Origin of the sequence: Canibacter zhoujuaniae (genome assembly GCF_011752005.1) — a bacterium.
Lineage (GTDB): Bacteria > Actinomycetota > Actinomycetes > Actinomycetales > Microbacteriaceae > Canibacter > Canibacter zhoujuaniae.
This window is the reverse complement of sequence record NZ_JAAIJZ010000001.1, coordinates 507762-525663: the sequence shown is the minus strand read 5'-3', so window position 1 is coordinate 525663 and position 17902 is coordinate 507762. Positions and strand designations below refer to the sequence as shown.

The 17902-nt window shown below is 55.2% G+C and carries 16 protein-coding genes; 15 read left to right on the top strand and 1 reads right to left on the bottom strand.

All coding sequences use genetic code 11. The annotated features are described in order from the left end of the window. Positions 1–13: 13 nt before the first annotated feature. Genes alaS through aroB form a run of 7 tightly spaced genes read left to right on the top strand, consistent with a single transcriptional unit; the run spans position 14 to position 8169 of the window. Positions 14–2671 carry an alanine--tRNA ligase gene (gene alaS / locus HCR00_RS02435; RefSeq protein WP_166984630.1) on the top strand — a complete coding sequence of 886 codons (2658 nt, stop codon included), beginning with the start codon at positions 14–16 and terminating at the stop codon, positions 2669–2671. Between the two features lie 19 nt (positions 2672–2690). Then, positions 2691–3194 (top strand): Holliday junction resolvase RuvX, encoded by a 504-nt coding sequence (gene ruvX / locus HCR00_RS02430; protein WP_166984631.1) that lies wholly within the window; start codon positions 2691–2693, stop codon positions 3192–3194. A gap of 34 nt (positions 3195–3228) precedes the next feature. Next, positions 3229–4380, top strand: a complete 1152-nt coding sequence (mltG, locus tag HCR00_RS02425) for an endolytic transglycosylase MltG (RefSeq protein ID WP_166984632.1) — start codon at positions 3229–3231, stop codon at positions 4378–4380. Then, a complete protein-coding gene (locus HCR00_RS02420; RefSeq protein WP_167142390.1) occupies positions 4373–5209 on the top strand; it encodes a shikimate dehydrogenase family protein in 837 nt (278 codons plus the stop codon). The genes mltG and HCR00_RS02420 overlap by 8 nt, the downstream gene beginning before the upstream one ends. 10 nt (positions 5210–5219) lie before the next feature. Beyond that, a complete protein-coding gene (gene aroC / locus HCR00_RS02415; RefSeq protein WP_166984634.1) occupies positions 5220–6425 on the top strand; it encodes a chorismate synthase in 1206 nt (401 codons plus the stop codon). Then, positions 6425–7087 (top strand): shikimate kinase, encoded by a 663-nt coding sequence (locus HCR00_RS02410; protein ID WP_243854506.1) that lies wholly within the window; start codon positions 6425–6427, stop codon positions 7085–7087. The genes aroC and HCR00_RS02410 overlap by 1 nt, the downstream gene beginning before the upstream one ends. After that, positions 7087–8169 (top strand): 3-dehydroquinate synthase, encoded by a 1083-nt coding sequence (gene aroB, locus HCR00_RS02405; protein ID WP_166984635.1) that lies wholly within the window; start codon positions 7087–7089, stop codon positions 8167–8169. The genes HCR00_RS02410 and aroB overlap by 1 nt, the downstream gene beginning before the upstream one ends. 59 nt (positions 8170–8228) lie before the next feature. Here aroB and HCR00_RS02400 read toward each other — a convergent pair whose 3' ends face one another. Continuing rightward, a complete protein-coding gene (locus HCR00_RS02400; protein ID WP_243854505.1) occupies positions 8229–8840 on the bottom strand; it encodes a thioesterase family protein in 612 nt (203 codons plus the stop codon). Between the two features lie 56 nt (positions 8841–8896). Between HCR00_RS02400 and efp the strand changes: the two genes are divergently transcribed. From efp to carB, 8 genes are all read left to right on the top strand, one after another. Further along, positions 8897–9460 (top strand): elongation factor P, encoded by a 564-nt coding sequence (gene efp, locus HCR00_RS02395; protein WP_166984636.1) that lies wholly within the window; start codon positions 8897–8899, stop codon positions 9458–9460. A gap of 8 nt (positions 9461–9468) precedes the next feature. Continuing rightward, complete coding sequence (gene nusB, locus HCR00_RS02390; protein ID WP_166984637.1) at positions 9469–9885, top strand: transcription antitermination factor NusB; 417 nt, start codon at positions 9469–9471, stop codon at positions 9883–9885. A gap of 168 nt (positions 9886–10053) precedes the next feature. Continuing rightward, on the top strand, positions 10054–10593 hold the full coding sequence (pyrR, locus tag HCR00_RS02385; RefSeq protein WP_166984638.1) for a bifunctional pyr operon transcriptional regulator/uracil phosphoribosyltransferase PyrR: 540 nt from the start codon (positions 10054–10056) through the stop codon (positions 10591–10593). Then, positions 10593–11537, top strand: a complete 945-nt coding sequence (locus HCR00_RS02380; RefSeq protein ID WP_166984639.1) for an aspartate carbamoyltransferase catalytic subunit — start codon at positions 10593–10595, stop codon at positions 11535–11537. Before pyrR ends, HCR00_RS02380 begins: the two co-directional genes overlap by 1 nt. Then, positions 11537–12880 carry a dihydroorotase gene (locus HCR00_RS02375; protein ID WP_167142387.1) on the top strand — a complete coding sequence of 448 codons (1344 nt, stop codon included), beginning with the start codon at positions 11537–11539 and terminating at the stop codon, positions 12878–12880. The genes HCR00_RS02380 and HCR00_RS02375 overlap by 1 nt, the downstream gene beginning before the upstream one ends. Next, positions 12880–13377 (top strand): PH-like domain-containing protein, encoded by a 498-nt coding sequence (locus HCR00_RS02370; RefSeq protein WP_167142384.1) that lies wholly within the window; start codon positions 12880–12882, stop codon positions 13375–13377. The genes HCR00_RS02375 and HCR00_RS02370 overlap by 1 nt, the downstream gene beginning before the upstream one ends. Continuing rightward, the gene (carA, locus tag HCR00_RS02365; protein WP_243854504.1) at positions 13371–14612 is read left to right on the top strand and encodes a glutamine-hydrolyzing carbamoyl-phosphate synthase small subunit; all 1242 of its coding nucleotides are present in this window, start codon (positions 13371–13373) and stop codon (positions 14610–14612) included. Before HCR00_RS02370 ends, carA begins: the two co-directional genes overlap by 7 nt. Beyond that, entirely contained in the window at positions 14612–17902 is a 3291-nt protein-coding gene (gene carB, locus HCR00_RS02360; protein ID WP_167142381.1) for a carbamoyl-phosphate synthase large subunit, read from the top strand. The genes carA and carB overlap by 1 nt, the downstream gene beginning before the upstream one ends.

Sequence of the window (17902 nt, the reverse complement as noted above, 5' to 3'; positions counted from 1 at the left end):
ATAAAGGATCGGAATGAAGACCGCAGAAATTCAGCGCCGTTGGCTTAACTTCTTCGAGAAGAAGGGGCACACAGTGGTGCCTTCGGCTTCGCTTGTGAGCGACGACCCGGCGTTGATGTTCACCGTGGCGGGTATGGTGCCGTTTATCCCATACTTCACGGGGATTGTGCCTGCACCGTTTCCGAGTGCTGTGAGCGTGCAAAAGTGTATTCGCACAAACGATATTGAAGAAGTTGGAAAAACCCCACGGCACGGGACTTTCTTCCAAATGTGCGGTAACTTCTCGTTCGGCGACTACTTCAAAGAGGAAGCTATTCAGATGGCGTGGGAGCTGCTCACGACCTCTGAAGATGAGGGCGGTTTAGGTTTCAAAGCAGAAGATCTGTGGGTTACCGTCTATGAAGAGGACGACGAAGCTCGAAACTTCTGGCTCAAGCACTCAACTCTTCCAGAAGAGCGCATACAAAAACTAGGAAAAGACACCAACTTCTGGTCAACCGGGCAGCCAGGCCCAGCAGGGCCCTGCTCTGAGATCTTTTATGACATGGGGCCTGAATACGGTGTTGACGGTGGCCCGGCAACCGATGACGACCGCTACGTCGAAATCTGGAACCTTGTCTTCATGCAGTACCAGATTAAAGATGTGAAGTCGAAAACTGACTTTGAAATTTCTGGCGAGCTACCCAGAAAAAATATCGACACAGGTCTCGGCATTGAGCGTGTTGCTTTTATTAAGCAGGGCGTTAATAACATGTATGAAACCGATCAGGTGCGCCCAGTCCTTGATGCTGCAGCCGCGCTCGTAGGGATTACTTACGGTGCGGATCCGGTTGCCGATGTGCGTCTCAGGGTTATCGCCGATCATGTGCGCTCAGGTTTAATGCTGATTTCAGACGGTGTCACCCCCGGCAAAGACGGCAGAGGCTATATTCTGCGCCGCCTTTTGCGCCGTGTGATTCTCTCTATGCGTCTGCTCGGCTATGACAAGCCGTGCTTCCCGGAACTGTTCCCGGTCTCGCGCGACGCAATGCAGGAGGGGTATCCAGAGGTGCGAGAGAAGTTTGACTTCATCTCACGCACCGCCTACGCAGAGGAGCAAACCTTCTTGCGCACGCTCAACAGCGGCATGCAAATTCTTGATGAAGCTGTTGGCATTGCAAAGCAGAGCGGCGAAGCTATCGCCGGTGACGCAGCTTTTATGCTGCACGATACGCACGGATTCCCGATTGAGCTGACAAGTGAAATAGCTGAAGAAGCGGGGCTGAAGGTTGATCAGCAGGTTTTCCAGAAACTTCTGCAGGAGCAGCGTGAGCGCGCAAAAGCAGACGCGAAGCAAAAGAAGGGACAGCGCGCAGACCTTTCGATCTATCAAGAGTTGCGTGCGCAGGGTGAGACGGTCTTTCTAGGGTATGACGAGCTTGAAACCGAAACCCGTGTGCTTGGCATCCTGATAGACGGTAAGCCTGTTTCTACCGCTTCTGAAGGGCAGACTGTTGAGATCGTAACCCGTGAAACAACGCTCTGGGCCGAATCAGGCGGTCAGGATGCCGATCAGGGCTTCATTACAGGTAGCGGCTTTAGCGCTGAGGTGCTTGATGTGCAGAAGACGGTTCCGGGTCTAATTGTGCACACTGTGCGCGTTAACACCGGCACCATTGCTGTTGATGATCGTGTTGTTACTAAGGTTGATGCGGAGTATCGGTTTGGAGCGCAGCAGGCGCACTCAGCCACCCATATTGTGCACGCAGCTCTGCGGCAGGTGCTTGGGGAGCAGGCGCATCAGAGCGGTTCCTACAATAAAGCGGGATATATGCGTTTAGATTTTGCGCACCCCGAGGCGCTAAGTCTTGAAACGCGCACCGAGATCGAAGATATCGCCAACCGCGCAATTCGCAACTCCTTTGAAGTCGTGACACGCGAAATGTCGCTAGACGCCGCTAAAGAACTTGGCGCAATGGCGCTGTTTGGTGAGAAATACGGTGACAGGGTGCGCGTTGTCGACATCGGCGGCCCCTGGTCGCGTGAGCTGTGCGCCGGCACCCACGTTGGCAACTCCGCACAGGTGGGTGTTATCAACCTTATTTCTGAAAGCTCGATTGGATCGACCAACCGTCGTGTTGAGTCGGTTGTCGGGTTTGAGGGCTTTAAACAGTTTGCGGCTGAGCGGGCGCTGGTTTCTGAGCTTGCGGCGAGCTTGAAAGCCCCGCGTGGTGAGATTGTGCAGAAGGTGCAAGAGCTCAGCGCAAATCTGCGTGCCGCAGAAAAGAATATTCAGCAGTTGCAGGCCGCAAAACTACAGGAAAAAATTCCGGCCCTGGTTGCTGCCGCTGAGGATCTCAACGGTGTTAGCGCGGTGCTCACAAACATCGGTGAGGCCGCAAGCGCTGACGATGTGCGTTCGCTTGCAATTCAGATACGTGATCGTTTTGCGGATCGCCCAGCAGTTGCGGTTCTTTTCGCAACGCTCTCTGGGAAGCCTGTGGTTGTTGCGGCAACCACCCAAAATGCTCGCGATTTGGGTGTTGCTGCTGGTGCTCTCGTGCGCGCTGCCGCCCAAACTCTCGGCGGCGGTGGCGGCGGTAAACCGGATATCGCACAGGGCGGCGGGCAAGACGCCAGTCGCATCGACGAGGCTATCTCTGTCTTGCGGCAGCAGATAAGTCAGCGATAATCGCTCGGCGGTATTGAAAATGCTGGGAGCGCGACTCGGTATTGATGTGGGCAGAGCCAGAATTGGCGTTGCCCGCTGTGATGCGCTGCGCATGCTCGCCGTGCCCGTCGAGACTGTTGCGCGTATTTACGACGCTGACACACATCCGGATATTGCCGCAGCACAGACCGAGTTAAGCGATCTTGAGCGCATTAGAACACTCGCCGAAGAATATAGCGCAGTTGATATTGTTGTTGGATTACCGCTTAATTTGCAGGGGGAGCGCACCCCCTCAACCGATGACGCTGAAAAGTTCGCCTCGGCCCTGCAGCAACATCTCAAAAACCTTGGGGCAGAAATTCCGGTGCGGTTGGTTGATGAGAGATTATCAACTGTGACAGCTCAGGCACACCTGCATCAATCCGGCAAAAACGTAAAAAATTCCCGTAAAGTAATTGACCAGGCGGCGGCTGTTGTGATCTTGCAGCAGGCGCTTGACTCAGATCGCTTCGCCGGTAAACCGGTGGGAACAGTGGTGAACTAATTTCACTCCTGAAATTCACGAAGGCCGAAAGATATTGAACGCAACACCGACACCCCAACTGACGCCACGCCAGGTGCGTGCAGCGCAGCGCAAAAAAAAGCAGAAACGTCGTCGCATAATTATTGCGATAACCGTTAGTCTTGCAATTTTTTTGGCTATCGGTGGCACAGCAACGGCACTGTTTGGGCACTACGGTGCGCCTCTCGCAAACATTTTCGGTTTCGGGCAGGAACCGCAAGACTATGAGGGGGAGGGGCACGACGAAGCCCAAATTTTGGTGCAGCCCGGTGACACGGGAGCTGCGATCGGTGTCAAACTCGAAGAGGCCGGCGTGATTAAGAGCGCTGAATTCTTTACTCAGATGCTCGTGCAGCGCTACCCGGAAGCTGTTTTTGATGTTGGAACATATAAGTTGCGGCTCGAAATGAGCTCAGAGGCTGCGTATGAGGCGCTGCAGGATCACAGTAATAAACTAACTGGGCGGGTGACCATCCCAGAGGGTTACACCTACCAGACGGTTTTGGAGCTGCTTTCAGGGGCGACGGAGATTCCGCTTGCCGAGTTTGAGACTGCGGCAGCTGATCCGCAAGCTTTGGGTATTCCAGCGGAATTTCCAACTGTTGAAGGCTTCCTATTCCCAGCAACTTATGAATTTGAGCCGAACGATACCGCCGAAACCATCCTTCGGAAAATGGTTGAGCGAATGCGGGTCGCGCTAAACGAGCATGGGGTCTCTGAGCAGGATACCTTCCGGATTCTTACTATGGCCGCGCTTGTGCAGCGTGAGGCTGGCGCAAATGCCGACGACTACCCGAAGATTGCCCGTGTGTTCTACAACCGGCTGGAGAGCGGTATGCTTCTGCAGTCTGATGCGACGGTGGCCTATGGCACAGGCCGTTTGGATACCGTCTGGACAACTCCAGAAGAGCGTGCGGACGCTTCGAATAAGTACAACACCTATGCAAACCCTGGGCTGCCTATCGGCCCAATCGGGATGCCCGGCGATGTTGCAATAGACGCTGCTGTTAACCCTGCTGAGGGTGATTGGCTCTTCTTCGTGCCGATCAACCTGGAAACCGGTGAGACCCGGTTCGCTGCGACACAGGAAGAACATGACGCGAATGCGCGTCTCTTAGCTGAGTGGTGTGAAGCGCACCGGGCTGAGGGCGGGAAACGCTGTGACTAAGCGATTTGCGGTGCTTGGCTCGCCGATCGCGCACTCACAGTCACCCGTGATTCATACTGCAATTTACCGGGAGCTTGGGCTTGATTGGGGATATCAGCGAGCCGAGGTTGCCGCGGGTCAGCTCGCTTCTTACCTAACTGAAGCGGGATCTGATTTTAACGGTTTTTCTGTCACCATGCCGCTGAAATATGAGGCCGCTGAGATCGCTACAAAAAAGTCTTTACTGGTTGCGACAACAGGCATTGCTAACACGCTGTTACTGTTAGAATCGGGCGAGTTTGCTGCTTGGAACACTGACATTCCCGGCCTCTCACGGGCCTTGCAGAAAGCCGCATTTGACGCGCGTGAAACAGTTATCTTAGGAGCCGGTGCAACCGCAGTTTCTGCTGCGCTAGCGGCTACTGAATTGGGGATCAACAATTTGACTGTGCTTGCGCGCCGCGAGGCTGCGGCTGCCGAGAGCGCTGCGGTTATCAGTCAACACTTCAAAAAGCTGCATCTTGATATCAACGTCAGCCACGGAAAACTCGCCTCCGAGATCGTAATTGCAGATGATCCAACACTCGTTATTAGTGCGCTGCCAGGCACAGCTGCGCCGGATTTTCCAAGTGCGCTGCTTGCAGCAGACCTCTTTGATGTTGCTTATGATCCACGTCCAACCCGGCTTGAAAAGATTTTTAGCGAGGCGGGACGGCAGGTTGAAACCGGCCTTGCGATGCTGTTAGAGCAGGCGCTGTTGCAGGTGCGTATCTTCGTTGCAGGCGATATTTCTCAACCATTACCGAATGAGGCGGAACTTCTTTCTGCAGCACGTGCGGCGCTAGCATAAGATAGTTCTTATGCTGCGTTGGCTTACATCTGGAGAATCTCACGGCCCCGAACTAGTTGCTGTGCTTGAAGGCTTACCCGCTGGGGTGCCTGTGACACTGCAGACTCTGCGAGACGATCTCGCTCGTCGCAAGCTTGGCTACGGTCGCGGTTCGCGCATGAAGTTTGAGCAGGACGAACTTAATTTTGCTGGTGGTGTTGTGCAGGGTTACACCATCGGAAGTCCGATAGCGGTGCGTGTTGGCAACACCGAATGGCCAAAGTGGCAAGAGGTGATGGCTGCTGAGGCGACAGAACTGACTGATAAATCCCGCGGGCGGGGGGCTCCTCTGACACGTCCGCGCCCCGGGCACGCCGATCTTGCGGGGATGCAAAAATATGGTTTCGATCAGGCTCGTCCGGTGCTAGAGCGGGCGAGTGCGCGCGAGACAGCCGCTCGTGTGGCGCTGGGGGCAATCGCAAAAGCCTTTCTGTTAGAGCTGGGTATCGAGCTGGTCAGTCACACTGTGAGTATCGGCCCGGTAGCAGTGCCGGAAAACAGCGCACTGCCACGGCTTAGCGATCTGGACTACCTCGATGCTGATCCGCTGCGCTGCTTTGATGCTGAAACCAGCGAAAAAATGGTTGCAGAGGTAGACGACACTAAAAAAGCGGGTGACACCGTCGGCGGTGTTGTAGAGGTGCTCGCCTATGGTGTGCCCGCAGGGCTCGGCAGTTATGTGCACTGGGATCGTCGCCTCGACTCGCGGCTGGCTGGCGCTCTTATGGGCATTCAAGCGATCAAAGGCGTTGAAGTGGGAGACGGTTTTGAAACCGCGCGACGGCGTGGCTCAGTTGCTCACGATCCGCTGACAGTGAATCCAGACGCCAGCACGCCGCTGCAGCGCGAAACCGGTCGTGCCGGCGGTATTGAGGGCGGCATGAGCACCGGCCAGGTGCTGCGAGTGCGTGCAGCTATGAAACCTATTGCTACTGTGCCGAAAGCACTGCCGACTGTTGACGTTGCGACCGGCGAGGCTGCAACTGCCCACCATCAGCGCAGCGACGTGTGTGCGGTTCCCGCTGCCGGTGTTGTTGCAGAAGCGATGGTGGCATTGGTGCTCGCAGACGCGGTAAGTGAGAAGTTCGGTGGCGATAGTGTGGCAGAAGTGCGCCGCAATATGGAAGCATATCTTGCCTCGATCCCGGAGAATCTTCGAACTGAGATAGAGCGCTGATGAATAAGCGTTCGCTGATGCCTCGGCGGGTGCATCGGCCGAGCGGTCCGCCGCCAACGCGCCCGATTCCGATGCCTCCAAAGACCAATGCGGCAGGCACAAAACTACCGCGCAGAGCGATTGTTTTTGTGGGCCCTATGGCAGCTGGTAAAACAAGCATCGGGAAGCGGGTTGCCAAAGCCTTGGGGATTCCGTTTATCGACACTGATTCGCGGATTGTGCAGCGCTATGGTGAGATCACGAAGATTTTTGAGACGCGCGGCGAAGCAGAGTTTCGGCGGATCGAAGCAGAAGTGGTTGCCAGAGAGGTTGCAGAGCCGGGGGCGAGAGTTGTGTCGTTAGGCGGCGGTGCGCTTTTAAACGCGCAGACACGAGAAATTCTGAAACACCACCCGGTGATTCTGCTAATGACAACTGAAAAAGCAGTTATGCGGACTGTGAACCTGTCAAAGCGGCCGCTCTTGCGAGACGATCCCGGGGCTTGGACGCGAATTCTTGAAGAGAGGCGCCCACTTTATGAGGGTGCTGCGAAGATCACTTTCAGAACAGACCAACACTCTAAAGAAGGCATTACGAACCTGATTGTGTGTTGGCTGCAGCGTGACGGCATGTTAGCGAGCGCAGCAGATTATCGAGATGAGCGTTGGGGAGACTACGACTAATGGGTAATGAAAACACCGTTATTGAAGTGACCGGTGAAGCCGCCTCAAAAATAATTCTTGGCCGTTCGATAGCAAACGAAGTGCCTGCGGCGCTGGGGGATCGCGTTGCCAAGATTCTCATCATTCACACCCCCACGGTTGGGCGGATCGCAAATGAGCTGCGCGAGATCCTGCTTGATAGCGGATACCAGGCACTCTTAGCGGAGGTGCCTGATGCGGAGAGTGCAAAGCGCGTTGAGGTTGCGGCATTTTGCTGGCAGATTATGGGGCAGGCAGACTTTACCCGCACTGATGCGGTCATCGGTCTTGGTGGCGGCGCTGTCACCGACCTCGCTGGCTTCGTTGCGGCAACCTGGTTGCGCGGTGTCAAGCTTGTGCAGATCCCGACAACTGTGCTCGGCATGGTGGACGCTGCTGTGGGAGGGAAAACAGGAATTAACACCGCCGAGGGTAAAAACCTCGTTGGCGCATTCTATGCCCCGGAAGCTGTGATCGCTGATCTTGCGCACTTAGATACGCTGCCGCTTAACGAGATTCGCACCGGTTTTGCTGAGGTTGTGAAGTGCGGGTTTATCGCTGAGCCTGAGATCCTCGACACAATTGAGGCGGGTGTCGAAACCGCAACCAACACTGAAAGCGCAGAGTTTAGAAGACTCCTGGAGCTGGCTATCGGAGTAAAAGCCCGGGTCGTTAGCGAAGACTTTAAAGAGGGCGGCTTGCGCGAGATTCTCAATTACGGCCACACGCTCGGGCACGCGGTGGAGCACGCTGAACGTTACCAGTGGCGGCACGGTGCCGCAATCTCAATCGGCATGGTTTATGCCGCTGAACTGGGTCGCTTAGCCGGGCACCTCAGCGATGCGGTTGTGGATCGCCATCGCAGTATTCTCGGCGCGCTTGAGCTGCCTCTGACATACCCTGCTGGGCGTTGGGAGGGGCTGCTCGCAACAATGCAGCGGGACAAAAAAGCACGTGCGGGCATGCTGCGTTTTATTGTGCTTGACGATATTGCTAAGCCCCGGGTGCTTGCCGGGGTGGATCAGTCGCTGCTGCGCTTTGCCTACGATGAGATTGCAGCTTAACGCAATAATTCTCCGTTAGGCTCTAAGAGCTGTTAGCTCTGTGCACAGGAGGCGTTAGGCTAATCCCAGATGCTTGGCGCGGGTGTGCGAGTGGAGGGTAAGCGCACAGCGTTTGCCCATGCGGCAAGCTCTTTTGGAATTGGGTGCGCGGTAACATCAAAGTTGCCCACCTCGCCTAGTTCCTGCATTGAAACTGTGCCGCCGCTCTTTCTTAAGATGCGTGCCTGGATGTATGCGCGCGCATAGATCTCGCCCTTCCTAAGAAATCGCTGCTCAATGTAGCAAGCGCGTTCATCAAAACCAATTACTCGCGTTTCGATCGAGAATTTTTGAAAGGGGTCTAATGATTTGCGATACGAAATCGTCTGGGCTCCAACAACTGTGTACCAGCCCTGCTGCTTAAAAATATCCCAGAAACCCGATCGAATAGTGTATTCGATGCGGGCGCTATCCAGCACGGAGAGATATTTACCGTTGTTCATGTGGACAAGAATGTCAAGGTCGGTTGGCCACACACGAAATCGTGCTTTGGCAACGTCGAACAAGCCGAGCTTAGATTTTGTGCGTCCACGGAAGATATGAAATAGAATTCTGGGAAGCATATGCATAGGCATAATCCTAGCGAGCTGCGGCTGTCGAATCTTCGGGTGACACTCGGTTTTATCTGTCATGAATCCGTTAGAATGGACAGGTTAAGTCTCAAATCTAGGCAGCAAGGAGCCGCGCAATGGCAACCACTAATGACATTAAGAACGGCACCGTTATTAAAGAAAACGGTCAGCTGTGGAGTGTAGTTGAATTTCAGCATGTGAAGCCCGGTAAGGGTGGTGCGTTTGTGCGCACCAAACAGAAGAACGTTGTTAGCGGCAAAGTGGTTGACAAGACCTATAACGCTGGCGCAAAAATCGAGACTGCACTGGTTGATCGTCGCGACTACCAGTATCTTTACCGTGATGGCGCAGATTTCGTGTTCATGGATCTGGCTGACTACGACCAGATTAACGTTAGCTCCAACATTGTGGGCGATGCAGAAAACTACATGCTGGAAAATCAGCAGGTAACCATCGCAATGCATGAGGGAGCACCGCTCTACATCGACCTGCCGGCATCTGTTGTGCTTGAGATTACATACACCGAGCCTGGGCTGCAGGGTGACCGCTCAACAGGTGGCAGCAAGCCAGCGACAGTTGAGACGGGCGCTGAAATTCAAGTGCCGTTATTTTTGGAGACCGGCACCAAAGTTAAAGTTGATACCCGCACCGGCGAATACCTCGGCCGCGCAACCGACTAAGCGTTAACGTGGGAGCGAGAACTAAAGCACGCAATCGTGCTTTAAACATGATTTTTCAAGCCGATGTGCTGCGGCAGCCGCTGTCAGAAGTGCTTGCGACTGAAGGAATGCGCGCGGTGCACGAACCAGAGCGGCGTGCATCATGGCTGTATGCGGAACAGATTGTCCAGGGTGTGCTTGCACACCAGGAAGAGATCGACGAAAAGATCACTAGCAGCGCAAACGGTTGGACGCTAGACCGCATGCCGCATGTGGATCGTGCGATTCTGCGCGTTGCAGCCTGGGAGATTCTGTTTAATGAAGAGGTGCCAACGCCGGTCGCGATCGACGAAGCGGTGGATCTTGCAAAAGAGCTCTCGACAGAAGACTCGGGCAAGTTTGTCAACGGTGTCTTGGGGCGCATAGCGCTGCTCGCAGAGCTGTAACAGAGCCTAGTTTTGGAAGGCTCTAACAGCTCTTCAGGGCAGCCATCCAGCGTGGGCTAAAACATTTTACAGCACGCTATTTTCGTGTTTGACCGGGGAAAAACATCAGCTAAACTGAATATAGATCTTCTTTAACTACTGTCCTGTGAGGCAGAGAAGGGGCCTATTTTGCGTAGGGTGCTTGAAAGTGCCGAGATGCAGCGTGCTCTGACGCGCATCTCGCACGAAATTATTGAATCAAACAAGGGTGCCGCTGATCTTATCTTGGTGGGTATCCCGACCCGAGGTGCCTATTTAGCGCACCGCATTGCAGGGGTTATCTCGCGCATCGAAGGTGTAGATGTGCCGGTCGGAGTGCTGGACGTCACGATGTATCGCGATGACCTGGCCAAGCATCGCACGCTCACCCCGAAACCAACAGAGATGCCCAATGTGGCACTTGACGGTAAGACTGTTGTGCTGGTTGATGATGTGCTCTACTCAGGGCGCACAGTGCGCGCAGCGCTCGACGCCTTGAACGATCACGGTCGTCCCGCCGTGGTAAGGCTTGCAGCGTTGGTTGACCGGGGGCATCGTGAGCTGCCGATCCGCGCCGAATTTATTGGAAAAAATCTGCCGAGCGCGAAGACTGAGCGCATTCGGGTGCGCCTTATGGAAACTGACGGCGTTGACGAAGTGCTTATCGGTGAGCAGGAGGTGGCAGACTAATGCGGCACCTTTTGCACACCGCTGAGCTCAGCCGTGAAGAAGCTATTACGCTGCTCGATATCGCAGAAGATATGGCAGACACACAGCAGCGTGAAGTGAAGAAGCTCCCAACTTTGCGTGGCAAAACTGTTGTGAATCTGTTTTTTGAAGATTCAACCCGCACCAGGATCTCGTTTGAAGCAGCGGCAAAACGGTTGAGTGCTGACGTTATTAACTTCAGTGCCAAAGGCTCTTCAGTGTCTAAAGGAGAGTCTCTGAAGGATACCGCGCAGACACTGCAAGCTATCGGCGCAGACGGTGTGGTCATTCGCCACTGGGCATCGGGGGCGCCGGCCAGACTTGCAACTAGCGGCTGGATAGACGCCGGTGTTATGAACGCCGGAGATGGCACACACGAGCACCCAACCCAGGCGCTGCTTGATGCGTTCACAATGCGCAGACGGCTGCACGGCGCTGGTGCCCGCGGCAAAGGTTTGGACGGCGTTACCGTCACAATCGTCGGAGACATTCTGCACTCGCGCGTCGCTCGCTCAAATCTGTGGCTGTTAAACACCCTCGGTGCTGCGGTAACTTTTGTGGCGCCCAAAACACTGCTTCCCTATGGTGCTGAGAAATGGCCCGTTGCGCTAGAGACCTCACTTGATCGTGCGCTTGCAGCCAAGCCGGATGTTGTGATGATGCTGCGTATCCAGGGGGAGCGCATGCACGATGCGTTTTTCCCGAGCGTCCGCGAATATTCCAGGCAGTGGGGGCTGGATGACAGCCGCTTCGCCAAACTTAAAGACAGCGCGCTGGTGATGCATCCGGGGCCGATGAACCGGGGCCTGGAGATCTCGTCTGCCCCAGCAGATTCAGCCAAATCAACCGTGCTCGAACAGGTAGCAAACGGTGTGAGTGTGCGGATGGCCGCGCTCTACATGCTGCTCGCAGGAAAGGAAGCATAATGTCGGAGACAAACGCCACAAAGATTTTAATTAAAAACGCGCACCTGGCCAGCGAGCTGACCGAGAAGGGCGAGCAACCGCTAACAGGGAACGGCGTTGATCTGCGGATCGCTGACGGCAGAATTACTGAGGTAGCTGCTGGGCTTGAGGCAGCAGAAAACGAGCGTGTCATTGATGCAAGCGGTTTGATCGCTTTTACCGGTTTTGTCGATCTGCACACTCATTTACGTGAACCCGGTTTTGAACAGTCAGAAACCGTCTACACGGGCACCCGCGCCGCAGCTGCCGGAGGTTTCACAACAGTCTTCGCAATGGCCAACACCTCACCTGTGCAAGACACTGCCGGAGTTGTTGAGCAGGTGCAGGCGCTCGGTGAGCGCGCAGGATACGCAACTGTGCGACCAATTGGCGCGGTAACCGAAGATCTTGCCGGTGAGAAACTCTCTGAAATCGGTGCGATGGCTGAGTCTCGCGCCAAAGTGCGTGTGTTTAGTGACGACGGCAAGTGTGTGCACGACTCCCTCCTGATGCGGCGTGCAATGGAGTATGTGCGCACCTTTGACGGTGTGATTGCGCAACATGCGCAGGATCCGCGCCTGACAGAGGGCGCACAGATGAACGAGGGCGAGCTGTCGAGCGAGCTGGGGCTTGCAGGCTGGCCAGCGGTTGCCGAAGAATCAATCATTGCGCGCGATGCTTTACTTGCTGAGCACCTTGATGCGCGTCTGCACGTCTGCCACCTCTCGACAGCGGGCTCGGTTGAGGTGGTGCGCCAGGCAAAAGAGCGTGGTGTGAAGATTAGCGCCGAGGTGACTCCGCACCATCTAATTTTGACTGAGGATCTTGTGCGCTCATATGATCCGCGTTATAAGGTGAATCCGCCACTGCGTCGTGAAGAGGATGTGCAGGCGCTACGGCGTGCTGTAGCCGCTGGGGTGATCGACATTATCGCAACCGATCATGCCCCACACCCGGCAGAAGCAAAAGAGTGCGAGTGGGACACAGCCGCTTTTGGCATGGTTGGTTTGGAGTCGGCACTGCCTATCTCGGTGCTTTCGCTGATCAAACCGGGGCACATCAGCTGGGCAAAGCTGGAGCAGCTATTGAGTCAGAAACCAGCAGAAATCGGTTCTTACGACGAGCATCCAAAGCAGCTTGCGGCTGGCGAAATAGCTGATCTTGTGCTGGTGGATCCGGCCGGCACACGCTCATTTGGGGAACAGGATCTGCGCGGCCGCAGTGTGAACAGTCCATACTTTGGCATGGAGCTTCCAGCCAGGATTCACACAACCATCCGGCACGGTGTTATCACCTGCGATAACGGTGAGGTCGTAGACCTCTGATGAACGGTTATAGCATCAATGTGATTGTGTGTGCTGGCATTGTGGTGCTGGCGCTTGCAGGCATGTGGTTTGGCTGGCGCAAACGCAGCATCAGTGGCGAGGCGCTACCGCGATTTACCGGAACAATCGGTGAGCCGGTAAAAATTTTTGAGCGAGTTTTCTACGTCGTGACCACAGATGCAGCAGACCGTCGTGAACGAGTGCTGCCACCCGGTCTTAAATATCGAGGCTGGGCGAGGTTCGTAATCGCCGAATCGGGTGCGGTGCTCCAGGTCGCCGGCGAAGATCCGACCACTCTCGCACCGATTACTGGTGTGTCACTGACAGGAACATCGATCGCAAAAGCGGTGGAAGCCGCAGGTCTGGTGGTTATTTCCTGGGGTGAGCCAGACAAGAGAGTCGAAACTCATATTAGGTTTACAACAACTGAAGAGCAGGAAACAGCTGTTGCCCTGCTCGAAAACATCATAAAGAAGAAGGAAACCGTAGCGTGTTAGAAACATTTGCTCCTCCGGCTGAAACAGTTCCAAACGGAAAAGCCGTGCTAGTGCTAGCGGACGGAACCCGCTATGAGGGTCGTGCATACGGTGCTACGGGGCGCACTCTCGGCGAGTTAGTGTTCACAACCGGGATGACCGGATACCAGGAAACCCTCACCGATCCCTCATACGCTGGTCAAATTGTGCTCATGACTGCGCCGCACATCGGTAACACCGGTGCTAACAAAACAGATATGGAGTCGCGCAAAATTTGGGTTGCGGGTTTTGTTGTGCGTGACCCCGCGCGCCGGGTGTCAAACTATCGCGCTGAAAAGTCACTCGATGAGGAGCTAGTAGAAAACGGTATCGTTGGTATTTCTGGTGTTGATACGCGCGCAATAACCAGACACATTCGCTCTGTCGGATCGATGAAAGCCGGTGTGTTTTCCGGTGCTGATTATGATCTAGATGCGGCCGAGCAGCTCGATATTGTGGTGGATCAGGAGCCAATGGCGGGCAAGAATCTATCTGCGGTTGTGACAACGCCGGAGCGCTACGAGGTAGCTGCCGCAGCTGAGGTCGAAAAAATTGGCACTATCGCCGTGCTCGATCTTGGTGTGAAGAGCGCTACTATCAACTATCTTGCCGCACACGGATTCGATGTTGTGGTGCTCCCGGCGAGCACTACGGTGGAAGAAATAAAAGAGCTTGCTCCTGACGCGCTCTTTTATTCAAACGGGCCGGGAGATCCTGCCGCGAGCGACGCACAGGTTGAGCTGCTGAAAGAGATGCTAAAGACCGGAATTCCATATTTTGGTATCTGCTTTGGTAACCAGCTGCTCGGCCGCGCGCTCGGCTTTGACACCTACAAGCTGCCGTTCGGGCACCGCGGTATTAACCAGCCGGTGCTTGATACGAAGACCGGTAAGGTGGAAATTACAGCGCAGAACCACGGTTTTGCGGTAGCTCTGACAGCCGACGGTGAGCACAACTCACCAGCGGGTTTCGGGCGGGTGCGCGTCAGCCACGTCAGCCTTAACGATGATGTTGTCGAGGGCATTGAGTGCCTCGATATTCCTGCTTTCAGTGTGCAGTATCACCCAGAGGCGGCGAGTGGCCCACGCGACGCCTTCTACCTCTTTGACCGTTTCCGTCAGCTGGTGCTCGCCCGGCAGGGTCGTGCAGCAGATCCTGACACAGAATTCAAGCCAAACGTGAGTGTTCCAGCCGCAACCGAAAGCGAGAGCAAATAATGCCAAAGCGTCCCGACATTAATTCAGTTCTTGTTATCGGTTCTGGCCCGATCGTAATTGGCCAAGCGTGTGAGTTTGACTATTCAGGCACCCAGGCATGTCGTGTGCTGCGCAGCGAGGGAGTGCGAGTTATCCTCATTAACTCAAACCCCGCAACGATTATGACCGACCCGGATTTTGCCGATGCGACCTACGTTGAACCGATCACCCCAGAGGTTATCGAGTCAATAATTATTAAGGAAAAGCCGGATGCTATTCTGCCGACACTCGGTGGGCAGACCGCGCTGAACGCTGCAATCGAGCTGCACGAACGCGGCATTCTTGATAAACACGGTGTAGAGCTCATCGGAGCTAATGTTGAGGCAATTCAGCGTGGCGAAGATCGTCAGCTGTTTAAGGATCTTGTGCTCGCGGCCGGTGCTGATGTTGCGCGCTCAGCTATTGTGCACACACTTGAAGAAGCAAAAGAGGTGGCTAAAGATCTTGGCTACCCGCTTGTTGTGCGGCCCTCATTCACAATGGGTGGCCTGGGCTCTGGTTTCGCATACACTGAGGAAGATCTTGTGCGTATCGCAGGTGACGGGCTGCACTACAGCCCAACCAGCGAAGTGCTGCTCGAGGAATCAATTCTCGGTTGGAAAGAGTATGAGCTCGAACTGATGCGAGACCAGGCTGATAACACCGTTGTTGTGTGTTCAATTGAGAACGTAGATGCGGTTGGGGTGCACACAGGTGATTCAATTACCGTTGCACCAGCGCTGACTCTCACCGACCGTGAGTTCCAAAACCTGCGCGATATCGGCATTGACATTATTCGTCGTGTTGGTGTTGACACCGGCGGGTGCAACATTCAGTTCGCAATCGATCCGCAGACCGGGCGCGTTATCGTCATTGAAATGAATCCGCGCGTCTCGCGCTCTTCAGCATTGGCATCGAAAGCAACCGGCTTCCCGATCGCCAAGATCGCTGCAAAGCTTGCAATCGGTTACCGTCTGGATGAGATTCCAAACGATATTACCCAAAAAACTCCGGCAAGCTTTGAGCCAACAATCGACTACATCGTTGTGAAGACGCCGCGCTTTGCATTTGAGAAGTTCCCGGCAGCTGATGACACCCTCACAACCACTATGAAGTCTGTCGGTGAGGCGATGGCTATCGGGCGCAACTTCACAACCGCGCTGCAGAAATCGCTACGCTCACTCGAAAAGCGTGGTTCATCATTCCACTGGGGCGCAGAGACTCGCTCAGTTGCAGAGCTTTTAGAGGAGATCAAACGCCCAACCGATGGTCGAATCATCGCAGTGCAGCAGGCGCTGCGTCTTGGCGCAAGCATCGCTGATGTTTATGCTGCCTGCGACATTGATCCGTGGTTCCTTGACCAGATACAACTTATTAACGAAGTAGCAGAGCTGGTTAAGAGCGCACCGAAACTAGATGAAGAGGTGCTGCGTGAGGCGAAGAATCACGGTTTTAGTGACGCGCAAATAGCGCAGCTGCGTGGCTCAACTGAGGCTGAGATCCGCGGCCTTAGGCACGGTCTCGGCTTGCGTCCGGTGTTTAAAACCGTTGATACCTGTGCCGGTGAGTTTCCGGCGCTGACCCCATACCACTACAGCTCATATGATTTTGAGACTGAGGTTGCGCCGAGCGATCGCAAGAAAGTCATTATTCTAGGCTCCGGCCCCAACCGTATCGGGCAGGGCGTCGAGTTTGACTATTCGTGTGTGCACTCCTCGTTCGCGCTGAGTGAGGCGGGCTATGAGACTGTGATGGTCAACTGCAACCCGGAGACAGTCTCAACCGACTACGACACTTCAGACAGGCTCTACTTTGAACCGCTAACTCTTGAAGACGTGCTCGAAGTGATCCATGCTGAGCAGCAGTCTGGCGAAGTGCTCGGTGTTGTTGTGCAGCTCGGCGGCCAGACCGCTCTCGGTCTCGCGCAGCCGCTGAAAGACGCTGGTGTTCCGATTCTTGGCACCACGCCGGAGGCAATTGATCTTGCCGAGGAGCGCGGGGCGTTTGGTGAGATCCTTGAGCAGGCTGGGCTTCTCGCGCCACGCCATGGCACCGCCACAACTGAGGCTGGGGCAATTAAGGTTGCTGAAGAAATCGGATACCCCGTGCTGGTGCGGCCGTCATTCGTGCTCGGCGGGCGCGGCATGGAGATTATTTACTCAACCGCGGGGTTGCAAGACTATTTTGAGCGCATTAAAGAACACGCGCTGGTGGGCCCTGGGCATCCGCTGCTGGTTGATCACTTCCTTGATGACGCTACCGAAATTGACGTTGATGCTCTCTTTGACGGTGAAACCCTTTACATGGGTGGTGTGATGGAGCACATCGAGGAGGCGGGTGTGCACTCAGGCGACTCAAGCTGCACCCTGCCGCCGGTCACCCTCGGGCACGGTCAGATTCAGGAGGTGCGTCGGGCAACGGAAGCAATCGCACGCGGTATTGGTGTGCGCGGTCTTTTGAATGTGCAGTTTGCGATCGCACAGGGTCAGCTGTTTGTGATTGAGGCAAACCCGCGTGCCAGCCGCACAGTGCCGTTTGTTTCTAAGGCGCTGGGTATTCCACTGGCGAAGGCGGCTGCACGCATTATGGCGGGGGAGAGCATCGCTGATCTCATAGCCTGCGGATTGCTGCCGGAGAAGGACGGCGCTAACGCTCCGATTGATGCGCCTGTCGCGGTGAAAGAAGCGGTGCTACCGTTCAAGCGCTTCCGGCGCGCCGATGGGAAGAGCGTTGACTCCCTGCTCGGCCCAGAAATGCGCTCAACCGGTGAGGTTATGGGGATGGATCGCGATTTCCCGACCGCGTTTGCAAAAGCGCAGACTGCAGCAGGAAGCGCGCTCCCAATGAGCGGCACAGTGTTTATCTCTGTTGCGGATCGCGATAAACGGGAGATCGTGCTGAGTGCCCGCTGCCTGCACGAAATGGGATTCAAGATTTTGGCTACCCAAGGCACCCAGGTTGTGCTTGCGCGAAACGGGGTGCCCGCCCAGACAGTGCGGAAGGTTTCTCAGAGTAAATCTGATGCGCCTGATATCGTGCAGTTAATAGAGCGTAACGAGGTTGATATGGTGATCAACACCCCAAGCGGCCAGGCAGAACGCGCAGACGGCTACGAGATTCGTGCTGCGACAGTAACCGCCGATAAGCCGATCTTCACAACAGCGTCTGAGCTGTCTGCTGCGGTGTCAGCCCTTGGAGCGCAGCAGAAACCGTTCGACGTGATGTCCCTGCAGGAATACGAAGCAGAACGCCAAGCGAAACGAGGCGCCTAA

Coding starts and splice junctions, on each gene's coding strand:
- alaS (WP_166984630.1), top strand. CDS start 14: ATGAAGACCGCAGAAATTCAGCGCCGTTGGCTTAACTTCTTCGAGAAG.
- ruvX (WP_166984631.1), top strand. CDS start 2,691: ATGCTGGGAGCGCGACTCGGTATTGATGTGGGCAGAGCCAGAATTGGC.
- aroC (WP_166984634.1), top strand. CDS start 5,220: ATGCTGCGTTGGCTTACATCTGGAGAATCTCACGGCCCCGAACTAGTT.
- HCR00_RS02410 (WP_243854506.1), top strand. CDS start 6,425: ATGAATAAGCGTTCGCTGATGCCTCGGCGGGTGCATCGGCCGAGCGGT.
- aroB (WP_166984635.1), top strand. CDS start 7,087: ATGGGTAATGAAAACACCGTTATTGAAGTGACCGGTGAAGCCGCCTCA.
- HCR00_RS02400 (WP_243854505.1), bottom strand. CDS start 8,840: ATGACAGATAAAACCGAGTGTCACCCGAAGATTCGACAGCCGCAGCTC.
- efp (WP_166984636.1), top strand. CDS start 8,897: ATGGCAACCACTAATGACATTAAGAACGGCACCGTTATTAAAGAAAAC.
- HCR00_RS02380 (WP_166984639.1), top strand. CDS start 10,593: ATGCGGCACCTTTTGCACACCGCTGAGCTCAGCCGTGAAGAAGCTATT.
- HCR00_RS02375 (WP_167142387.1), top strand. CDS start 11,537: ATGTCGGAGACAAACGCCACAAAGATTTTAATTAAAAACGCGCACCTG.
- HCR00_RS02370 (WP_167142384.1), top strand. CDS start 12,880: ATGAACGGTTATAGCATCAATGTGATTGTGTGTGCTGGCATTGTGGTG.
- carB (WP_167142381.1), top strand. CDS start 14,612: ATGCCAAAGCGTCCCGACATTAATTCAGTTCTTGTTATCGGTTCTGGC.